Genomic DNA, 16,258 nt, shown 5'->3' with positions numbered 1-16,258 from the left:
ACCGCCAGCAGGCGTCTGGCTAAGGCTCTGTTCACCCGGGGAGCATGGGCCCGCGCGCGCCCGCGCACGCGAGGCCCGGCTTCGGTTCGCCTGATCGGGTGGAGTGTGCGGCGTAGATGTTTGAGCCAGTTCCGGACCGCTTCCGAGCGTTCACGGCCGAAATCTCAAATGGTATTTCTCGGCTCCTTCTTCGCAGGTGGCGGGGTCCGCACGTGCCTTTGGTGTGTGACCAAGAACGGACCGCCAATTTCCGCTTTTGCTCGCCCTGTTGGGAAATGATCAGTACATTCGGCTCGGACAGCAGTCCGACCGCCGTCCCGACCCCCGGACGGAACCCGCCCGACCACGGCACGACGAGGCTTGGAGACCCCGATGGAACGCCCCGCCTGGGCCCCGCCGGGCATCGACATATCGGTGCCCAGTGTGTCCCGCATCTACGATTACTACCTGGGCGGCTCCCACAATTTCGAGGTCGACCGCCAGGCCGCCCGCCGCGCCATGGAGTTCATGCCGGGCCTCCCCAAGATCATGCAGGCCAACCGGGCCTTCATGCGCCGCGCCGTCCGGCACGCCGTGGCCGAGGGCGTCACCCAGTTCCTCGACATCGGCTCCGGCATCCCGACCTTCGGCAACGTCCACGAGATTGCCCGCGCCGCCAGCTCCGAGGCCCGCGTCGTCTACGTCGACCACGACCCGGTGGCCGTCGCCCACAGCCGCGCCGTCCTGGCCGGAGACGACCGCACCGGCGTCGTCCCCGCCGACCTGCGCAAGCCGAAGGACATCCTCGGCTCCGCAGAGGTCGGCCGGCTGCTGGACCTCGAACGGCCCGTCGCGCTGCTGCTCGTCGCCGTACTGCACTTCCTGGAGGACACCGACCGGCCGTACGAGGCCGTCGCCGAGCTGCGCGACGCGCTGGCCCCGGGCAGCCTGCTGGTCCTCACCCACGCCTCCTACGAGGGCATCCCGCTGACCGAGGAGGTCGCGGGCGGGGCCGTCGGCGTCTACCGGGACATCCGCAACCCGCTCGTCATGCGCGGCCACGAGCAGATCACCGGCTTCTTCGACGGGTTCGAGCTGCTGGAGCCGGGCCTGGTGTCGATGCCCGACTGGCGCCCCGAGAACACCGGACCCCTTGCGGAGGGCGAGCAGCCCGAGGACCCGTACGCCTTCTCGGGCTACGGCGGCGTGGGACGCAAGGCGTGAGACTCCCCGCTCCGACGCCCCCGCCCGCCGGCCCGCGCCCGGCCGGCCCCGCCTCCGCCACCCCCGCCGACGGCAGCGGTGGCGGCGCGGGCTCCGCCACCGGCCCTGCCGCCGGCTCCGCCGCGGCGGGGACCGCCGGACGGCAGGCGCCCCGGCAGGGCGCGGCGGACCCCGGCCCGACGCCCGGCCCGCACGGGAGCCGGGCGCCGCTGCGTGAACTGCGCACCGGCCTGGAGGACCGCATCGCCCGTTTCGCCACCATCTGGTCCCGGGCGATCTTCCCCGTCACGGCGACCTCCCTGACCCGCCCCGAGTTCGAACAGCACCTCGTCCCCCTCACCCGGACCCTGACCGAGGCCCTGCACGCCCGCCCCTTCGACGCGGGCGTCGCCCAGCGCGTCGGCGAGGAACTCGTCGCCGTGCACTGCACCGACCCCGAGGCGCTCGCCGGCACCCTCGGCGTGGTCGAGTCCTACCTCGTCCTCTACTGCGGCCCCGACGGCGCCGGAACCGAGGGCCGCGAGGAGTACCGCTCCCGCTGCGCCCGGCTCCAGCACGGCATAGCCGCCGGCTTCGCCCGCGCGCTGCGCGAGCGCACCCTGCGGGAGCAGGAGGCCATCGCCCGCTCCGCGCTGACCGCCCGCACCGACGCCCAGCAGGCCCTGCACGCCAGTGAGGAGCGCTTCCGGGCCGTCTTCGAGGGCGCCGCCGTCGGCATCGGCATCGCCGACCTCGACGGCAACGTCCTCGAGGTCAACGACACCCTCCTGAAGATGTTCGGCGGCCTGGAGGGCCACGTCCGCAGCCGCAACGTCAGCGAATGGGGCCACCCCGACGACACCCCGCACGTCTGGCGGATGTACGGGGAGCTCGTGCGCGGGGAACGCGAGCACTACCGCGTCGAGAAGCCCTACTACCGCCACGACGGCACCGTGCTGTGGACCAACCTGACGGTGTCCCTGCTGCGCGACGCCGACGGGGTCCCCCAGTACCAGCTGGCCCTGATGGAGGACACCACCGAACGCCGGCTGCTCAACCTCCGGCTGCGCTACGAGGCCACCCACGACGCGCTGACCGGGCTCCCCAACCGCACCCTGTTCTTCGAACGGCTGGAGAAGGCCCTGGGCGCCGCCCCCGGCAGCCGCTTCGGCCTGTGCTACCTCGACCTGGACGGCTTCAAGACGGTCAACGACAGCCTCGGCCACTCGGCGGGGGACCGGCTCCTCGTCGAGGTCGCCGACCGGCTCCAGAGCTGCGCCACCGGACCGGGCGAGGTCGTGGCCCGCCTCGGCGGCGACGAGTTCGTGGCCCTCACCACCGGCCCCGCCGCCGGCACCGGCGAGGACGCCGGGGAGAAGGTCACCGATCTCGCCGTACGCATCCTGTCCGCGCTCTCCACCCCCATCCGGCTGGAGGGCCGGGAGCTGTCGGTGCGAGGCAGCATCGGCATCGTCGAGGGCCGCGCGGGCGAGCGCACCCCGGCGGAGGTGCTGCGCAGCGCCGACATCACCATGTACCGGGCCAAAGCGGCCGGCGGCAACCGCTTCGAGTTCGCCGACGCGGAGGCCGACGCCCGCGCCATCACCCGGCACGGCCTGACCAACGCCCTGCCGGCGGCGCTGGAGCGCGGCGAGTTCTTCATCGAGTACCAGCCCCTGGTGCACATGCACGACGGCAGCGTGCACGGTGCGGAGGCGCTGGTGCGCTGGTCGCACCCCCAGTACGGGGTGCTCGGCCCGGACCGGTTCATCCCGCTCGCCGAGCGGACCGGGCTGATCGTGCCGCTCGGCCGCTGGGTGCTGGAGGAGTCCGTCCGCCAGGCCCGCAACTGGCAGCGCCAGCACGGCGGGGCCGCCCTGCGCGTCAACGTCAACCTCTCGCCGACCCAGCTCCACCACCCCGGGCTGGTCGCCGACACCGTCCGGGTGCTGGAGTCCTCCGGGCTGGCCCCGGGCGCCCTGTGCCTGGAGGTCACCGAGTCGGCGCTGATCGGGGCCGACGACGAGCTCCTCGAACCGCTGCGCCGGCTCGCCGCGCTCGGCGTGGACATCGCCCTCGACGACTTCGGCACCGGCTACTCGAACCTCGCCAACCTGCGCCGCCTCCCGGTCAGCGTCCTGAAGCTGGACCGCTCCTTCACCCAGGGGATGCAGCAGCAGCCGGCCGACCCCGTCGACGTCAAGATCGTGGAGGGCATCGTCGCCCTGGCCCACAGCCTGGAGCTGGCGGTGACCGTGGAGGGCGTCGAGACCGGCGCCCAGGCGGCCCAGCTGCGCGCCCTCGGCTGCGACACCGCCCAGGGCTGGTACTACGCCCGCCCCGGCGCCCCGGACCGGATCCACGCCCTCTCCCTCTCGGACGCCGTCCCCACCCCCTGAGCCGGCCGCCCGGCCGGGTTTCCGGCAGGTCAGCCCAGGCCGGCCTCCGTCCCCCGGCCGGGCTCGCGCACCGCGGCCAGGACCCGCCGGTGCCGCTCGGAGGTGTCGGCCAGCACCCGCGCGGCCGCCGGCAGCCGCTCGGCCTCGTACCCGTCGAGCACCTGCGCCCCGGCCTTCCCGGCGAGGGCGGCGCCCAGCGTCCGGCCGAGGGCCATCGCGTCCTGGATCCCGGTGTTCATCCCGAGCCCGCCGGCCACCGAGTGGACATGGGCCGCATCCCCGGCGAGGAAGGCCCTGCCCTCGCGCATCCGGGCGGCCATGCGGACGTTGACCCGCCAGGCGGAGAGCCAGCCCGCCCCGGTCAGCCGTATCCCCGCCATCCGGGCGTGCCGGTCGAAGAGCCGCTGGAACCCCTCCAGCGAGGGCGGCGCCGGCTCGCCGTCGGCGGCCTGCTCGGGGGAGGCCTGGAGCTGGAAATCGGGTGTCCCCGGTATCGGGCAGAGCATCATGGCCCCGCCGTCCGAGGTGAACCACTGGTGCCAGACGTCCCGGCCCAGGTCCGGTGCCGTGACGTCGCCCAGCACCATCGTCTCCGCCTTCTCCGTGGTCCCCTCGAAGGCGATCCCGAGGAGCGCGCGGGCCGTGCTCCGGCCGCCGTCGCAGCCGGCGAGGTACCCGGCGCGGACCGTGCCGCCGTCCGCCAGCCGGGCGGTGACCCCCTCAGGGTCCTGGTCGATCCCGGTGAGCCGGGCGCCGTACTCCACCCGGACGCCCAGGGCGGCGAGGCGTTCACGGAGGATCTCCTCGATCTGCCACTGACCCATGAAGAGGAGGCCCGTCAGGCGCGTGTCGTTGACGTGCGCGCCGTCGAAGTACTTGCGCAGGACCAGCTCCCGGCCCACTTCGGAGATCCGCTCGTACACGCCGAGCTCCGCCATCGCGTCGAGGCCGTCCCGGTTGAGGCTCTTGCCCCGGGATTCGCGGTGCGGACCGGGCCGCTGGTCCAGTACACGGACCGGGATGCCGCGGCCGGCGAGGTCGCAGGCCAGCGTGAGTCCGGTGGGGCCGGAGCCCACGACCAGTACGTCGCTCAGTACGTCGCTCATCGGAGTTCCCTCTCCTCGGTGCCGAATCGCTCGATGACTCAAGGAAAGCGCAACCCGGGCAAAAATGCAACCCGGTCATGAAATTAACTCGGTCACTTTTCTGTGGTACGGTGGAGGCATGGACAACACCACGGGTCCGCGCACGGGACTGCGCGAAAGCAAGAAGGCGCGTACGCGGCAGCACCTGGCCGCCACCGCGCTCGAACTCTTCCTCGAACGCGGCTTCGATGCCGTGTCGGTGGCCGATGTGGCCGCCGCGGCCGAGGTTTCCAAGCCCACCCTGTTCCGGTACTTCCCGAGCAAGGAGGACCTGGTGCTCGACCGGTTCGCCGACCACCAGGACGAGGCGGCCCGGATCGTGCGCGACCGCCCGCACGGTCTGACCCCGGTGCGGGCGGTCCACGAGCACTTCCTGGCGGCGCTCGCCCAGAGGGACCCCATCACCGGGCTCTGCGACCACCCGAACGTGCTCGCCTTCCAGGGGCTGCTGTACTCCACCGCCGGCCTGCAGGCGCGCATCGCCCACTACACGGCCGGTGAGGTGGAAGCGCTCGCGGCCGCCCTGGAGGCGGAGGGGGTCCCCCCGTTCACCGCGCGGCTGGCGGCGCTGCAGCTGGTGACCGTCCGCCATGAGCTGGGCCGGGCGAACTGGCGCCGGATCTCCGCCGGCCAGAGCGCCGACGAGGCCCACCCGGCAGCCGTCGCCGAAGCCGACAGGGCCTTCGCGATGCTGGCCGACGGCCTCGACCGGACCCTCGGGCCGCTCATACCCTCCTGACACCGGTGGACGAAACCACCGCGAAGCCGGGTCGCGGAAGCGGGTGAGCGCATGGGCGCCAGGTATGTCACCGAACTGATCGGGGCGTTGGAGCGGTACGGCGAACGGCCCGCGATCGGGGCCGGGGCCGGCGCCGGAGTCCTGCGGTTCCGCGAGGTCCTGGACGCCGTGTACCGGCTCGCCGGGGCACTGGAAGAGGCCGGCGTCGGGCGGGGCACGGGCCTGGCCTGCGTCACGGGCGGCAACCGGCCGGAGGCCCTGCTGGTGCGGCTCGCCGCGCACGTACTGGGTGCGCGGCTGACCCAGGTCGTGGGCGGTCCGGCCGTCCATGGCATGGAGTTCATCCTGCGGGACTGCCGTCCGGGCCTGGTCGTGCACGACGTACCGGTGCCGGAGACCGGTGCCCGCCGGCTCGGCCTGGACGGACTGCTCGCCGCGGCGTCCGCGCGCGAGCCCGCCGAGGTACCGGTGCGGGCGCGGGAGGAGGACCTCGCCCGCGTCATGTACACCGGCGGGACCACGGGCCGCCCCAAGGGCGTGGCCTCGACCTTCGGGTCCCTGGCGGCGCGCGACAGCGGGCGCGGGGCCCGCTGGACGGAGCCGGTGTACCTCTCGGTCACCACCCTGGCCCAGCGTTCCGGCGGCCGCTGCCTGGAACAGCTGCGGGCCGGCGGCAGGGTGGAGATCCTCGACCCCTTCGAGCCGCGGGAGTTCGCCGCCGCGTGCAGGCGCCTGGGGCGGGTGTCGACGTACCTGACGCCCCCGATGCTGTACCGGCTGCTGGACGACCCGGCGACCTCGGCCGGCATCCCCGGCCTGGAGGCCGTCTCGTACGGCGCCTCGCCCGTACTGCCCGGACGCCTGCGCGAGGCCGTGACCCGGTGGGACGCGCGGTGGCGGCAGGGCTACGGGATGAACGAGGCGGCGGTGATCTGCCGGCTCACCCCCGCCGACCACGAGGCGGCGGTGTCCGGCCGCCCCGAGCTGCTGGCATCGGCGGGCCGGCCCGCGGCCGGGGTGGAGGTCCAGGTACGGGACGACCGGGGCGCCGTACTGGCCGCCGGCCGCCGGGGCGAGGTGTGGGTCCGTTCGGAGTCCGTCATGGCCGGCTACTGGAACCAGCCGGACCTGACGGCCGAAGTCCTGCGCGGGGGATGGCTGCGCACCGGGGACATCGGGCACTTCGGCGACGGCGGGTACCTCTACCTCGACGACCGGGTGAAGGACATCGTGATCGTCAACGGCGCCAACATCTACTGCCTGCCGGTCGAGGCGTCGCTCGGGCGCCATCCCGCCGTGGCGCAGGCGGCGGTCGTCGGCCGCCCCAGCACGCTCACCGGAGAGGAGGTCTGCGCCTTCCTGGTGCCGGCCCCCGGCTTCGAGCCGACCGGTGCGGCGGCCGACGGAGCCTGTGGCCTGGTCGAGAGGGACCTGGCCCCGGCCCACCGGCCGACCGCCGTGTTCTGGACCCGTGAGATCCCGCTGACCGCTCGCGGCAAACCCGACAAACGACTGCTGCGGGAGCGCGCGGCGGCCGCTCCGCTCCCGCCGCGCCGGGCACCCTGACGCGGCCCGGGCCGCGGATCCGGCCCGATCCAGAAGAGACGGCCTAGGTGTCCGCGAACCAGGAGCGGCCGGCGGACCAGTGGGCCGCCCAGCCCGTGAAGCCGGGGGTGCCCGGCATCACGGCGTCGGGGGAGTCCGGGCCGAACGGCATCGCGCCCTCGCCGGCGATCTGCCAGACGTGGCCGCGCTGCGGGCCGGTGACGACCAGGTGCCAGTACATGCCGCAGCCGTCGGTGCCCAGCAGCAGTGAGCCGTGGTCGAACACGGGGTCCGTCAGGGCCTCGAACTCCTCCACCGACAGCTCGGCCTCGTCGTCCTCCGCCTCCCACAGCCATGCCGCCGTCAGCGGGAAGGGCTCGGCGAGCAGCCGTTCGGGGCGGTCGGCACCCCAGTCCGGGGGCGTCTGGGACAGCGGCAGCAGGCCGTAGTACGGCGGTCCGGCGCGCAGCCCGTCGCAGATCTCCGCCACGAACGTGCGGTAGGGCTCCGGCAGAACGATGCCGTGCTGCGCCTCGAAGGAGCGCACGGCCTCCCAGCCGGCCGGCGGCGCGGCCCCGGGGCGGGTGGCGAAGATCTCCCGGAGGGCGGCCAGCTCGGCCGGTTCGGCGGTTTCCGTGTTCATGCCGGTCATCATGCAAGACCCGGGAGGAGGCCTGGCTTCCGGGCCCGGCTCCCGTCCCGTCCCGTTCCGGCCCGGCCCGGTCCCGGCCCGGCCCGGCGGCAGGCGGTTGTGGCCGTTCGGGCGTGGGTACGTCACCGGGATCCAATGAAGGGGGAGCGGGAGTGAAGAGGAGCCCGACGGAGTTGGGGGCGGAGCATGTCGGTGCCAACGGGCATCGTCCCGCGGCCTGCCGAGGCAGGGGGTGGCAGTCGTGAGTGACCGTCACGCAGAGCTGGTCATATCCCCGGACAAGAGCCGGTTCGCCCGGGTGGCCTGGGCGATCGTACCGGCCGCCATCCTGCCGGGCATCAGTTTGACGCTCATGCTCGCCGGCGGGGAAGGCACCAGTGAGGGACTGGGGTCGGCGGCCATACCGGCGGCCGTCGTCCTCGTCGCGCTCCCGTTCCTGTGGTACGTGACCTACGCGGTCCTGCACACGGTGAACTCGTACGTGGCGCTCGTGGACGACGCCGTCCTGGTGCGCAACTGGGCGCGCCGGCTGACCGTCATCGAAGGACCCGGCTTCCTCGTCCGGACTCCCATCGACTCCAGCGGCACCGCCGGCGAGGTGCTCATCGTGGGTGATGACCGTGCCGCCGTCATGCTCAACCCCCGGCAGTGGCGGGAAGCCGAACTCGACCGCGTGTGGCGCGGTGCAGCGCTTCAGCGGCAGCCCGGGGGCATGCCGACTCCACGAGAACTGCGCAGGCGTTACCCGACCATCCGGATACCTCTCTATATCCGGCATCCCGGAATTATCTACACTTTTTGGACCATCCTCGTCATTCTCTACATCGGAATAGTGGTCAACGTCTTCGCCCGCATCTGAGTGCCCGCGGGCACCACGGGCACTCAGTCGCCGACCAGGATCCGCTTCAGCTCGCGGGCCGCCCGCGGGGGCGCCACGTCCGTGCGGTGGGCCAGGGCGATGGTGCGGCGCAGCGGGGAGCCCGCGAGGCGGGTGGCTCGCAGGCCCGGCCCCGCGTGGTCCACGACCATGGCCGGCACCACCGCGATGCCCAGCCCGGCCCGCACGAAGCCCAGGACCGCGTCCATCTCCCCGCCCTCCACCGTGAACACCGGCTCGAAGCCGGCGGCCCGGCACGCCCCCACCGTCAGGTCCCGCAGGTCGTAGCCGTGGCGGAACATCACCATCGGCTCCTCGCGCAGGTCGGCGATGGCCAGTTCCCCGCCGCCCGCCGGGGGCGGGAGGTCCGCGGACGAGACCACCACCAGGTCCTCCGTCAGCAGCTCCACCGTGGTCAGGGCGGGCGCGGACGGCGGCAGCGGCAGGGCGATCAGGGCCAGGTCCAGCACCCCGCGCGCGAGTTCCCGCACCAGGTCCAGCGAGCCGCTCTCCTCGATCAGCAGCTCGATGCCCGGGTGGGCCGTGTGGAAGGCGCGCAGCACCGCCGGCAGCAGGCCCGTGCACACGCTCGGGGTCGCCCCCAGCCGCACCCGGCCGCGCCGCAGCTGCGCCAGCTCCTGCACCTCCAGCCGAGCCGTGTCCGCGTCCGCCAGGATCCGCCGCGCCAGCGGCAGCAGTGCCTCGCCCGCGTCCGTCAGCGCGATGTTGCCCCGCGCCCGGCTGAACAGCTCGGCGCCCAGCTCCCGTTCGAGCGCCTTGATCTGCTGGGACAACGACGGCTGCGCCACGTGCTCCCGCTCGGCGGCGCGCGTGAAGTGCCGGGTCTCGGCGACGGCCACGAAATAGACCAGCTGCTGGAACTGCATGCCCCCAGGCTACAGCCCTCCATAGGCATTGCCTATCGCGATCAGCTCCACCATGTCTTGGACCTCTCGGGACTTTGGTCCTTACCGTCGACGGCATGGCTCTGGCAACGCGGACGGATCGACGGCCGTCCACCACGCGCACGCTCTGGGACTCCACCGTCGGCAAGAAGTCCGTGATGGCCGCATCAGGCCTGGTGATGCTCGGCTACCTGGTCGTGCACATGCTCGGCAACCTGAAGATCTTCTTCGGGGCGGACGAGTTCAACGGCTACGCCCACTGGCTGCGCACCCTCGGCGCCCCCTTCCTGCACTACGAGTGGGCCCTGTGGATCGTCCGGGTCGTCCTGGTCGCGGCCGTCGTCGCCCACGCCGTCTGCGCCTACCAGCTCAGCCGCCGCGACATCAAGGCCCGCCCGGTCAAGTACGCCCGCAAGCGCCGCCGCGCGAGCTACGCCACCCGCACCATGCGCTGGGGCGGAGTCATCCTCGGCCTCTTCATCGTCTGGCACCTGCTCGACCTGACCACCCTCACGGTCAACGAGCGCGCCTGGGCCGGCCACCCCTACGAGAACGTCCTGGCGACCTTCTCCACCTGGTACGGCAACACCGTCTACATCGTGGCCATGGCCGCCCTCGGCCTGCACGTCCGCCACGGCTTCTGGAGCGCCGCCCAGACCCTCGGCGCGGGCAACGCCCGCCGCGACCGGACCCTGAAGTCCCTGGCCAACGCCCTGGCCCTCGTCCTCTTCGCGGGCTTCGTGTCCGTCCCCGTCGCCGTCATGACCGGAGTGGTGAGCTGACCATGAGCACCGAGAACGAGAACCGGAACGAGAACGAGAGCGGCAGGTACACCGAGTACGCCGCCTACACCACCGGCGAGCCCGTCCGCGACACCAAGGCCCCCGAGGGCCCGATCGCCGAACGCTGGGACCGCCGCCGCTTCGAGGCCAAGCTGGTCAACCCGGCCAACCGCCGCAAGCACACCGTGATCGTCGTCGGCACCGGCCTGGCGGGCGGTGCCGCCGGCGCGACCCTCGCCGAGCAGGGCTACCACGTGGTCCAGTTCTGCTTCAGCGACTCCCCGCGCCGCGCCCATTCCATCGCCGCCCAGGGCGGCATCAACGCCGCCAAGAACTACCGCAACGACGGGGACTCCGTACACCGGCTCTTCTACGACACCGTCAAGGGCGGCGACTTCCGCGCCCGCGAGTCCAACGTCCACCGCCTCGCCCAGATCTCCGTGGAGATCATCGACCAGTGCGTGGCCCAGGGCGTCCCCTTCGCCCGCGAGTACGGCGGCCTCCTCGACACCCGCTCCTTCGGCGGCGTCCAGGTCTCCCGCACCTTCTACGCCCGCGGCCAGACCGGCCAGCAGCTGCTGCTGGGCGCCTACCAGGCGCTCTCCCGGCAGATCGCCGCCGGCAACGTCGAGCTGCACGCCCGCACCGAGATGCTCGACCTGATCACCGTCGACGGGGTGGCCCGCGGCATCGTCGCCCGCGACCTGGTCACCGGCAGCATCGACACCTACTACGCCGACGCCGTGGTCCTGGCCAGCGGCGGCTACGGCAACGTCTTCTACCTCTCCACCAACGCCATGAACTCCAACGCGACCGCCGTGTGGCGGGCGCACCGGCGCGGCGCCTACTTCGCCAACCCCTGCTTCACCCAGATCCACCCCACCTGCATCCCGCGCACCGGCGACCACCAGTCCAAGCTCACCCTGATGAGCGAGTCCCTGCGCAACGACGGCCGCATCTGGGTCCCCAAGGCCAAGGGCGACGCCCGCCCCGCCGCCGAGATCCCCGAGGCCGAGCGGGACTACTACCTGGAGCGGATCTACCCCTCCTTCGGCAACCTCGTCCCCCGCGACATCGCCTCCCGCGCGGCGAAGAACGTCTGCGACGAGGGCCGCGGCGTCGGCCCCGGAGGGCAGGGCGTCTACCTCGACTTCGCCGACGCCATCCGCCGCATGGGCCGCGACAAGGTCGCCGAGAAGTACGGCAACCTCTTCGAGATGTACGAGCGGATCACCGCGGAGAACCCGTACGAGGTCCCCATGCGGATCTACCCGGCCGTCCACTACACGATGGGCGGACTGTGGGTCGACTACGACCTCCAGACCACCGTGCCCGGCCTGTTCGCGATCGGCGAGGCCAACTTCTCCGACCACGGAGCCAACCGCCTCGGCGCCTCCGCCCTGATGCAGGGCCTCGGCGACGGCTACTTCGTGCTCCCCTCCACCATCAACGACTACCTCGCCCGCCACCCGCACCACGAGGAGGTCGACGACGGCCACCCCGAAGTCGCCGCCGCCGTCCGCGAGACCCGCGACTGCCTCGCCAAGCTGCTCGCCGTCGACGGCGACCGCACCCCCGACTCCTTCCACCGCGAGATCGGCGAACTCATGTGGGAGTACTGCGGGATGGCCCGCACCGAGGAAGGGCTGCGCAAGGCCCTCGCCCGCATCCCCGAGATCCGCGAGGAGTTCTGGCGCCGCATCAAGGTCCCCGGCAGCGGTGAGGAGTTCAACCAGTCGCTGGAGAAGGCCAACCGCGTCGTCGACTACCTCGAACTCGCCGAGCTGATGTGCCTCGACGCCCTCCACCGCGCCGAGTCCTGCGGCGGCCACTTCCGCGAGGAGTCCCAGACCCCGGACGGCGAAGCCGCCCGCCGCGACGAGGAGTTCGGCTACGCCGCCGCCTGGGAGTACCAGGGCACCGGCGCCGCCCCCGTCCTGCACAAGGAAGACCTCGTCTTCGAGTACGTCCACCCCACCCAGCGGAGCTACGCGTGAAGCTCACCCTGCGCGTCTGGCGCCAGCAGAACCCCGACGCCCCCGGCGCCATGGCCTCCTACCAGGTCGACGGCATATCGAAGGACATGTCCTTCCTGGAGATGCTCGACACCCTCAACGAGGACCTCATCCTGCGCGGCGAGGACCCGGTCGCCTTCGACCACGACTGCCGCGAGGGCATCTGCGGCGCCTGCAGCCTCGTCATCAACGGCGACGCCCACGGCCCCGAACGCACCACCACCTGCCAGCTCCACATGCGCTCCTTCGACGACGGCGACACCATCGACGTCGAACCGTGGCGGGCCTCCGCCTTCCCGGTGGTCAAGGACCTCGTCGTGGACCGCGGCGCCTTCGACCGCATCATCCAGGCCGGCGGCTACATCACCGCCCCGACGGGCTCCGCCCCCGAGGCGCACGCCACCGCCGTGCCCAAGCCGGCCGCCGACTCGGCGTTCGAACACGCCGAGTGCATCGGCTGCGGCGCCTGCGTGGCGGCCTGTCCCAACGGCTCGGCGATGCTGTTCACCTCCGCCAAGATCAACCACCTGAACGTGCTCCCGCAGGGCTCGCCCGAGCGAGAGACGCGCGTCCTGGACATGGTGGCGCGGATGGACGACGAGGGCTTCGGCGGCTGCACCCTGACCGGCGAGTGCGCGACCGCCTGCCCCAAGGGGATCCCGCTGCCGTCGATCGCCGCGATGAACAAGGAGTGGCTCCGCGCCCTGCGCAAGTCCTGAGCGCCCGCCCACACCCCCGTACGGGCCGCCCCGGCCCGGGCCTGGGCCGATCGGCTGACCCGATCCGCCGACCGGGCGCTCGTACGGGCCGTACGCCGCGCCGTGCTCCGGACCCGTCCGGGGCGTGGGGTTCAGTGGACCCCATGCCCCAAGCCCCCGCCGGGTCCGGACCGCGCCGCCGCACCGCGCTGGCCGCGGCCCTAGCCTGCCTGGCCGCGGCCGGCTGCACGGCCGAGGACACCGCGACCCGCAAGAGGCCGCACGGCCCCGCCGCCGGCCAGCCCGCCGCCGAGGACGCCCTCGTCATGGTGATCCGGCACGCGGAGAAGCCCTACGCCGGAGCCACCGGCGAGGACGACGAGGGGAACGAGGACCCCGGCTTCCTCGCCGGCCGGGGCCGCCGCCGTGCGGAAGAGCTGGCCCGGCTCTTCGGACCGGCCCACAGTGCCCGGCTGCCCCGGCCCGCCGCGCTGTTCGCGACCGGCGGACCGGAATCCGCCCCCGCCCGGTCCAGGCAGACCCTGGCGCCCCTGGCCGCCGCCCTGCGGATCCCCGTACGCACTCGCTTCGCGCTCGGCGCCGAAACCGCACTGGCGCGGGCGGTGCTGGAGGCCCGGTCGCCCGTACTCGTGTGCTGGGAGGCCGCCGGGATCCCCCGCCTGGTCCACGCCCTCGGCGCGCACCGCGTCATCGGCGTCCCCGCCGCCTGGCCCGACCGGTACGACCTGGTCTGGACGCTCACCCGCACCCGCGGCGAATGGGCCTTCCGCGAACTCCCGCAGGAACTGCTGCCCGGAGACGCCTGAGCCGGGAAGACCGCGTCCGGACACCCCCTAGAGCCCCAGCGCCCGCGCCAGGTACGGGGCCGTACGGGAATCCGGCGAGGCGGCCACCACCGGCGGCGGACCCGCGGCCGTGATCCGGCCGCCCTCCGTCCCGCCGCCCGGACCCAGGTCGACGACCCAGTCCGCGCCCGCCACCACCTCCATGTCGTGCTCCACGACCACCACCGAGTGCCCCGCGTCCACCAGCCCGTGCAACTGCCGCAGCAGCACCCGCACATCGGCCGGGTGCAGCCCCGTCGTCGGCTCGTCCAGCAGGTACAGGGTGTGGTCGCGGCGCAGCCGCTGGAGCTCCGTCGCCAGCTTGATGCGCTGCGCCTCCCCGCCCGACAGCTCCGTCGCCGGCTGCCCCAGCCGCAGGTAGCCCAGGCCGATGTCCTCCAGCGCCCGCAGGCTGCGCGCCGCCGCCGGGACCTCCGCGAAGAACCCGGCCGCCGCCTCCACGGTCAGGCCCAGCACCTCCGCGATGTTCAGCCCCGCGTAACGGACCTCCAGCGTCTCGGCGTTGTACCGGGCGCCCGCGCAACTCGGGCAGGGGGCGTACGTACTGGGCAGGAACAGCAGCTCCACCGAGACGAAGCCCTCGCCCTGGCAGGTCTCGCAGCGCCCGCCCGGTACGTTGAAGGAGAACCGGCCCGCCTTCCAGCCGCGTGCCCGCGCCCCGGGCGCCGCCGTGAACAGCTTGCGGACGACGTCGAACAGGCCCGTGTACGTGGCCAGGTTGGAGCGCGGGGTCCGCCCGATCGGCTTCTGGTCCACCTCCACCAGCCGCCGCACCGGGAAGTCCGGCTCGGTCAGCCGCCCGGCGACCTCGCCCGCCAGCACCTGCCCCACCAGCGTGGACTTCCCCGAACCGGACACTCCCGTCACCGCCGTGAACACCCCGAGCGGGAACTCCACGTCCACGCCGCGCAGGTTGTGCCGGTCCACGCCCGACAGGCCGATCGTGCCGGTGGCCCCGCGCGGCACCCGTCCGGGGCCGGGCGCCCGCGCCGGGAACAGGTGCCGCGCCGTGGCCGACTCCGCCACGGCAGCCAGCCCGGCCGGGGGCCCGCTGTACAGCACCCGCCCGCCGTGCTCCCCGGCCAGCGGCCCCACGTCCACCACCCAGTCGGCGCGCCGCACCACGTCCAGGTGGTGCTCCACCACGAACACGGTGTTCCCCGACCGCTTCAGCCGCTCCAGCACGCCGAGCAGCGCTTCGGTGTCCGCCGGGTGCAGCCCCGCCGAGGGCTCGTCCAGTACGTACACCACCCCGAACAGCCCCGACCGCAGTTGGGTGGCCAGCCGCAGCCGCTGGAGCTCGCCCGCCGACAGGCTCGGGGCGGTGCGGTCCAGGCTCAGGTAGCCGAGCCCGAGCTCCGTCACCGGCGCGATCCGCGCCCGCAGGTCACCGGCCAGCACCCGCGCCGCCTCGTCCTCCAGCGGTGCGGTGGCCAGTACGCCGTCCAGGTCGCCCAGCGCCAGCGCCGCGAGCTCGGCGATCGTGCGGCCCGCGAACGTCACGGCCAGGGCCTCGGGCCGCAGCCTGCGCCCCTCGCACACCGGGCAGGGGGCGTCCGTGAGGAACTTCTCCGCGCGCGCCCGCAGCGTGGCGCTCTTGGTGTCGGAGAAGGTCCGCATCACATAGCGGTGGGCGCTCATGTACGTGCCCTGGTAGGGCCGTTGGATCCGGTCGGCCTCGCGCACCGGGTGCACGGTGACCACCGGCTGCTCGTCGGTGAACAGGATCCACTCGCGGTCCTCGGCCGGCAGCTCCCGCCAGGGCCGGTCCACGTCGTGGCCGAGGACGTCGAGGATGTCCCGCAGGTTCTTGCCCTGCCACGCGCCCGGCCAGGCGGCGATGGCGCCCTGACGGATCGACAGGGTCGGGTCCGGTACGAGGAGTTCCTCGCTGGTGCGGTGGATCCGGCCCAGCCCGTGGCAGGAAGGGCAGGCGCCCGCCGCCGTGTTGGGGGAGAAGGCGTCGGAGTCGAGCCGCTCGGCACCCGGCGGGTAGGTACCGGCCCGCGAGTAGAGCATCCGCAGGGAGTTGGAGAGCAGGGTCACCGTCCCCACCGAGGACCGCGAACCCGGGGCGGACCGGCGCTGCTCCAGGGAGACGGCGGGCGGCAGCCCGGTCACCGAGTCCACCTTCGGGGCGCCGATCTGGTGGATCAGCCGCCGGGCGTAGGGGGCCACCGACTCGAAGTAGCGGCGCTGGGCCTCGGCGTAGAGGGTGCCGAAGGCCAGGGAGCTCTTCCCGGAGCCGGAGACCCCGGTGAACACGGTCAGCGTGTCGCGCGGGATGTCCACGTCCACCCCGCGCAGGTTGTGCTCCCGGGCGCCGCGGACCCGTACGCGGGGATCGGGGGCGTCCGGGCGGCCCGGCCCGGCGGGGGTGTCGGGCCCGGCGTGGGCGTCGGGGGTGTCGGGCTCGGCGGGGGAGTGGTGCATTCGCCCCAGTTTAGAGGCCC

13 protein-coding genes are annotated in these 16,258 nt (G+C 73.3%); 9 read left to right on the top strand and 4 right to left on the bottom strand.

Going from position 1 to position 16,258, the window contains the following annotated elements; all coding sequences use genetic code 11:
• The first annotated feature begins 372 nt into the window (after nt 1-372).
• Both OG553_RS03195 and OG553_RS03190 read left to right on the top strand, forming a co-directional pair.
• A complete protein-coding gene (locus tag OG553_RS03195) occupies nt 373-1,203 on the top strand; it encodes an SAM-dependent methyltransferase (protein ID WP_405977482.1) in 831 nt (276 codons plus the stop codon).
• 209 nt (nt 1,204-1,412) lie between these two features.
• Entirely contained in the window at nt 1,413-3,581 is a 2,169-nt protein-coding gene (locus OG553_RS03190; protein ID WP_405982936.1) for a putative bifunctional diguanylate cyclase/phosphodiesterase, read from the top strand.
• Between the two features lie 29 nt (nt 3,582-3,610).
• On the opposite strand, the gene OG553_RS03185 is transcribed toward OG553_RS03190, so the two are convergent.
• Nucleotides 3,611-4,687, bottom strand: coding sequence for an FAD-dependent monooxygenase (locus OG553_RS03185; RefSeq protein ID WP_405977481.1), 1,077 nt, complete (start codon nt 4,685-4,687; stop codon nt 3,611-3,613).
• A 118-nt stretch (nt 4,688-4,805) separates the two neighbouring features.
• On the opposite strand from OG553_RS03185, the gene OG553_RS03180 reads away from it, so the two are divergent.
• Both OG553_RS03180 and OG553_RS03175 read left to right on the top strand, forming a co-directional pair.
• Nucleotides 4,806-5,465, top strand: coding sequence for a TetR/AcrR family transcriptional regulator (locus OG553_RS03180; RefSeq protein ID WP_405977480.1), 660 nt, complete (start codon nt 4,806-4,808; stop codon nt 5,463-5,465).
• A gap of 51 nt (nt 5,466-5,516) precedes the next feature.
• Nucleotides 5,517-7,031, top strand: a complete 1,515-nt coding sequence (locus OG553_RS03175; RefSeq protein WP_405977479.1) for an AMP-binding protein — start codon at nt 5,517-5,519, stop codon at nt 7,029-7,031.
• A 43-nt stretch (nt 7,032-7,074) separates the two neighbouring features.
• Here the strand turns inward: OG553_RS03175 and OG553_RS03170 are convergent, their stop codons facing one another.
• Nucleotides 7,075-7,665, bottom strand: coding sequence for an SMI1/KNR4 family protein (locus tag OG553_RS03170; protein ID WP_405977478.1), 591 nt, complete (start codon nt 7,663-7,665; stop codon nt 7,075-7,077).
• A 238-nt stretch (nt 7,666-7,903) separates the two neighbouring features.
• Between OG553_RS03170 and OG553_RS03165 the strand changes: the two genes are divergently transcribed.
• Nucleotides 7,904-8,521 carry a hypothetical protein gene (locus tag OG553_RS03165; protein WP_405977477.1) on the top strand — a complete coding sequence of 206 codons (618 nt, stop codon included), beginning with the start codon at nt 7,904-7,906 and terminating at the stop codon, nt 8,519-8,521.
• Between the two features lie 23 nt (nt 8,522-8,544).
• Here the strand turns inward: OG553_RS03165 and OG553_RS03160 are convergent, their stop codons facing one another.
• Nucleotides 8,545-9,426 carry a LysR family transcriptional regulator gene (locus OG553_RS03160; protein ID WP_405977476.1) on the bottom strand — a complete coding sequence of 294 codons (882 nt, stop codon included), beginning with the start codon at nt 9,424-9,426 and terminating at the stop codon, nt 8,545-8,547.
• Between the two features lie 95 nt (nt 9,427-9,521).
• Here OG553_RS03160 and OG553_RS03155 point away from each other — a divergent pair, with 95 nt between their 5' ends.
• From OG553_RS03155 to OG553_RS03140, 4 genes are all read left to right on the top strand, one after another.
• On the top strand, nt 9,522-10,226 hold the full coding sequence (locus tag OG553_RS03155; protein WP_405977475.1) for a succinate dehydrogenase: 705 nt from the start codon (nt 9,522-9,524) through the stop codon (nt 10,224-10,226).
• Between the two features lie 2 nt (nt 10,227-10,228).
• Nucleotides 10,229-12,223, top strand: coding sequence for a fumarate reductase/succinate dehydrogenase flavoprotein subunit (locus OG553_RS03150; RefSeq protein ID WP_405977474.1), 1,995 nt, complete (start codon nt 10,229-10,231; stop codon nt 12,221-12,223).
• A complete protein-coding gene (locus OG553_RS03145; RefSeq protein ID WP_405977473.1) occupies nt 12,220-12,960 on the top strand; it encodes a succinate dehydrogenase/fumarate reductase iron-sulfur subunit in 741 nt (246 codons plus the stop codon). The genes OG553_RS03150 and OG553_RS03145 overlap by 4 nt, the downstream gene beginning before the upstream one ends.
• A 143-nt stretch (nt 12,961-13,103) precedes the next feature.
• Entirely contained in the window at nt 13,104-13,766 is a 663-nt protein-coding gene (locus OG553_RS03140) for a hypothetical protein (RefSeq protein ID WP_405977472.1), read from the top strand.
• 27 nt (nt 13,767-13,793) lie between these two features.
• Here OG553_RS03140 and OG553_RS03135 read toward each other — a convergent pair whose 3' ends face one another.
• Nucleotides 13,794-16,238 carry an ABC transporter gene (locus tag OG553_RS03135; RefSeq protein ID WP_405977471.1) on the bottom strand — a complete coding sequence of 815 codons (2,445 nt, stop codon included), beginning with the start codon at nt 16,236-16,238 and terminating at the stop codon, nt 13,794-13,796.
• Nucleotides 16,239-16,258: the final 20 nt, after the last annotated feature.

The organism is Streptomyces sp. NBC_00158 (assembly GCF_045160885.1).
Classification (GTDB): Bacteria; Actinomycetota; Actinomycetes; order Streptomycetales; family Streptomycetaceae; genus Streptomyces.
This window is presented reverse-complemented; position numbering and strand designations above follow the sequence as displayed.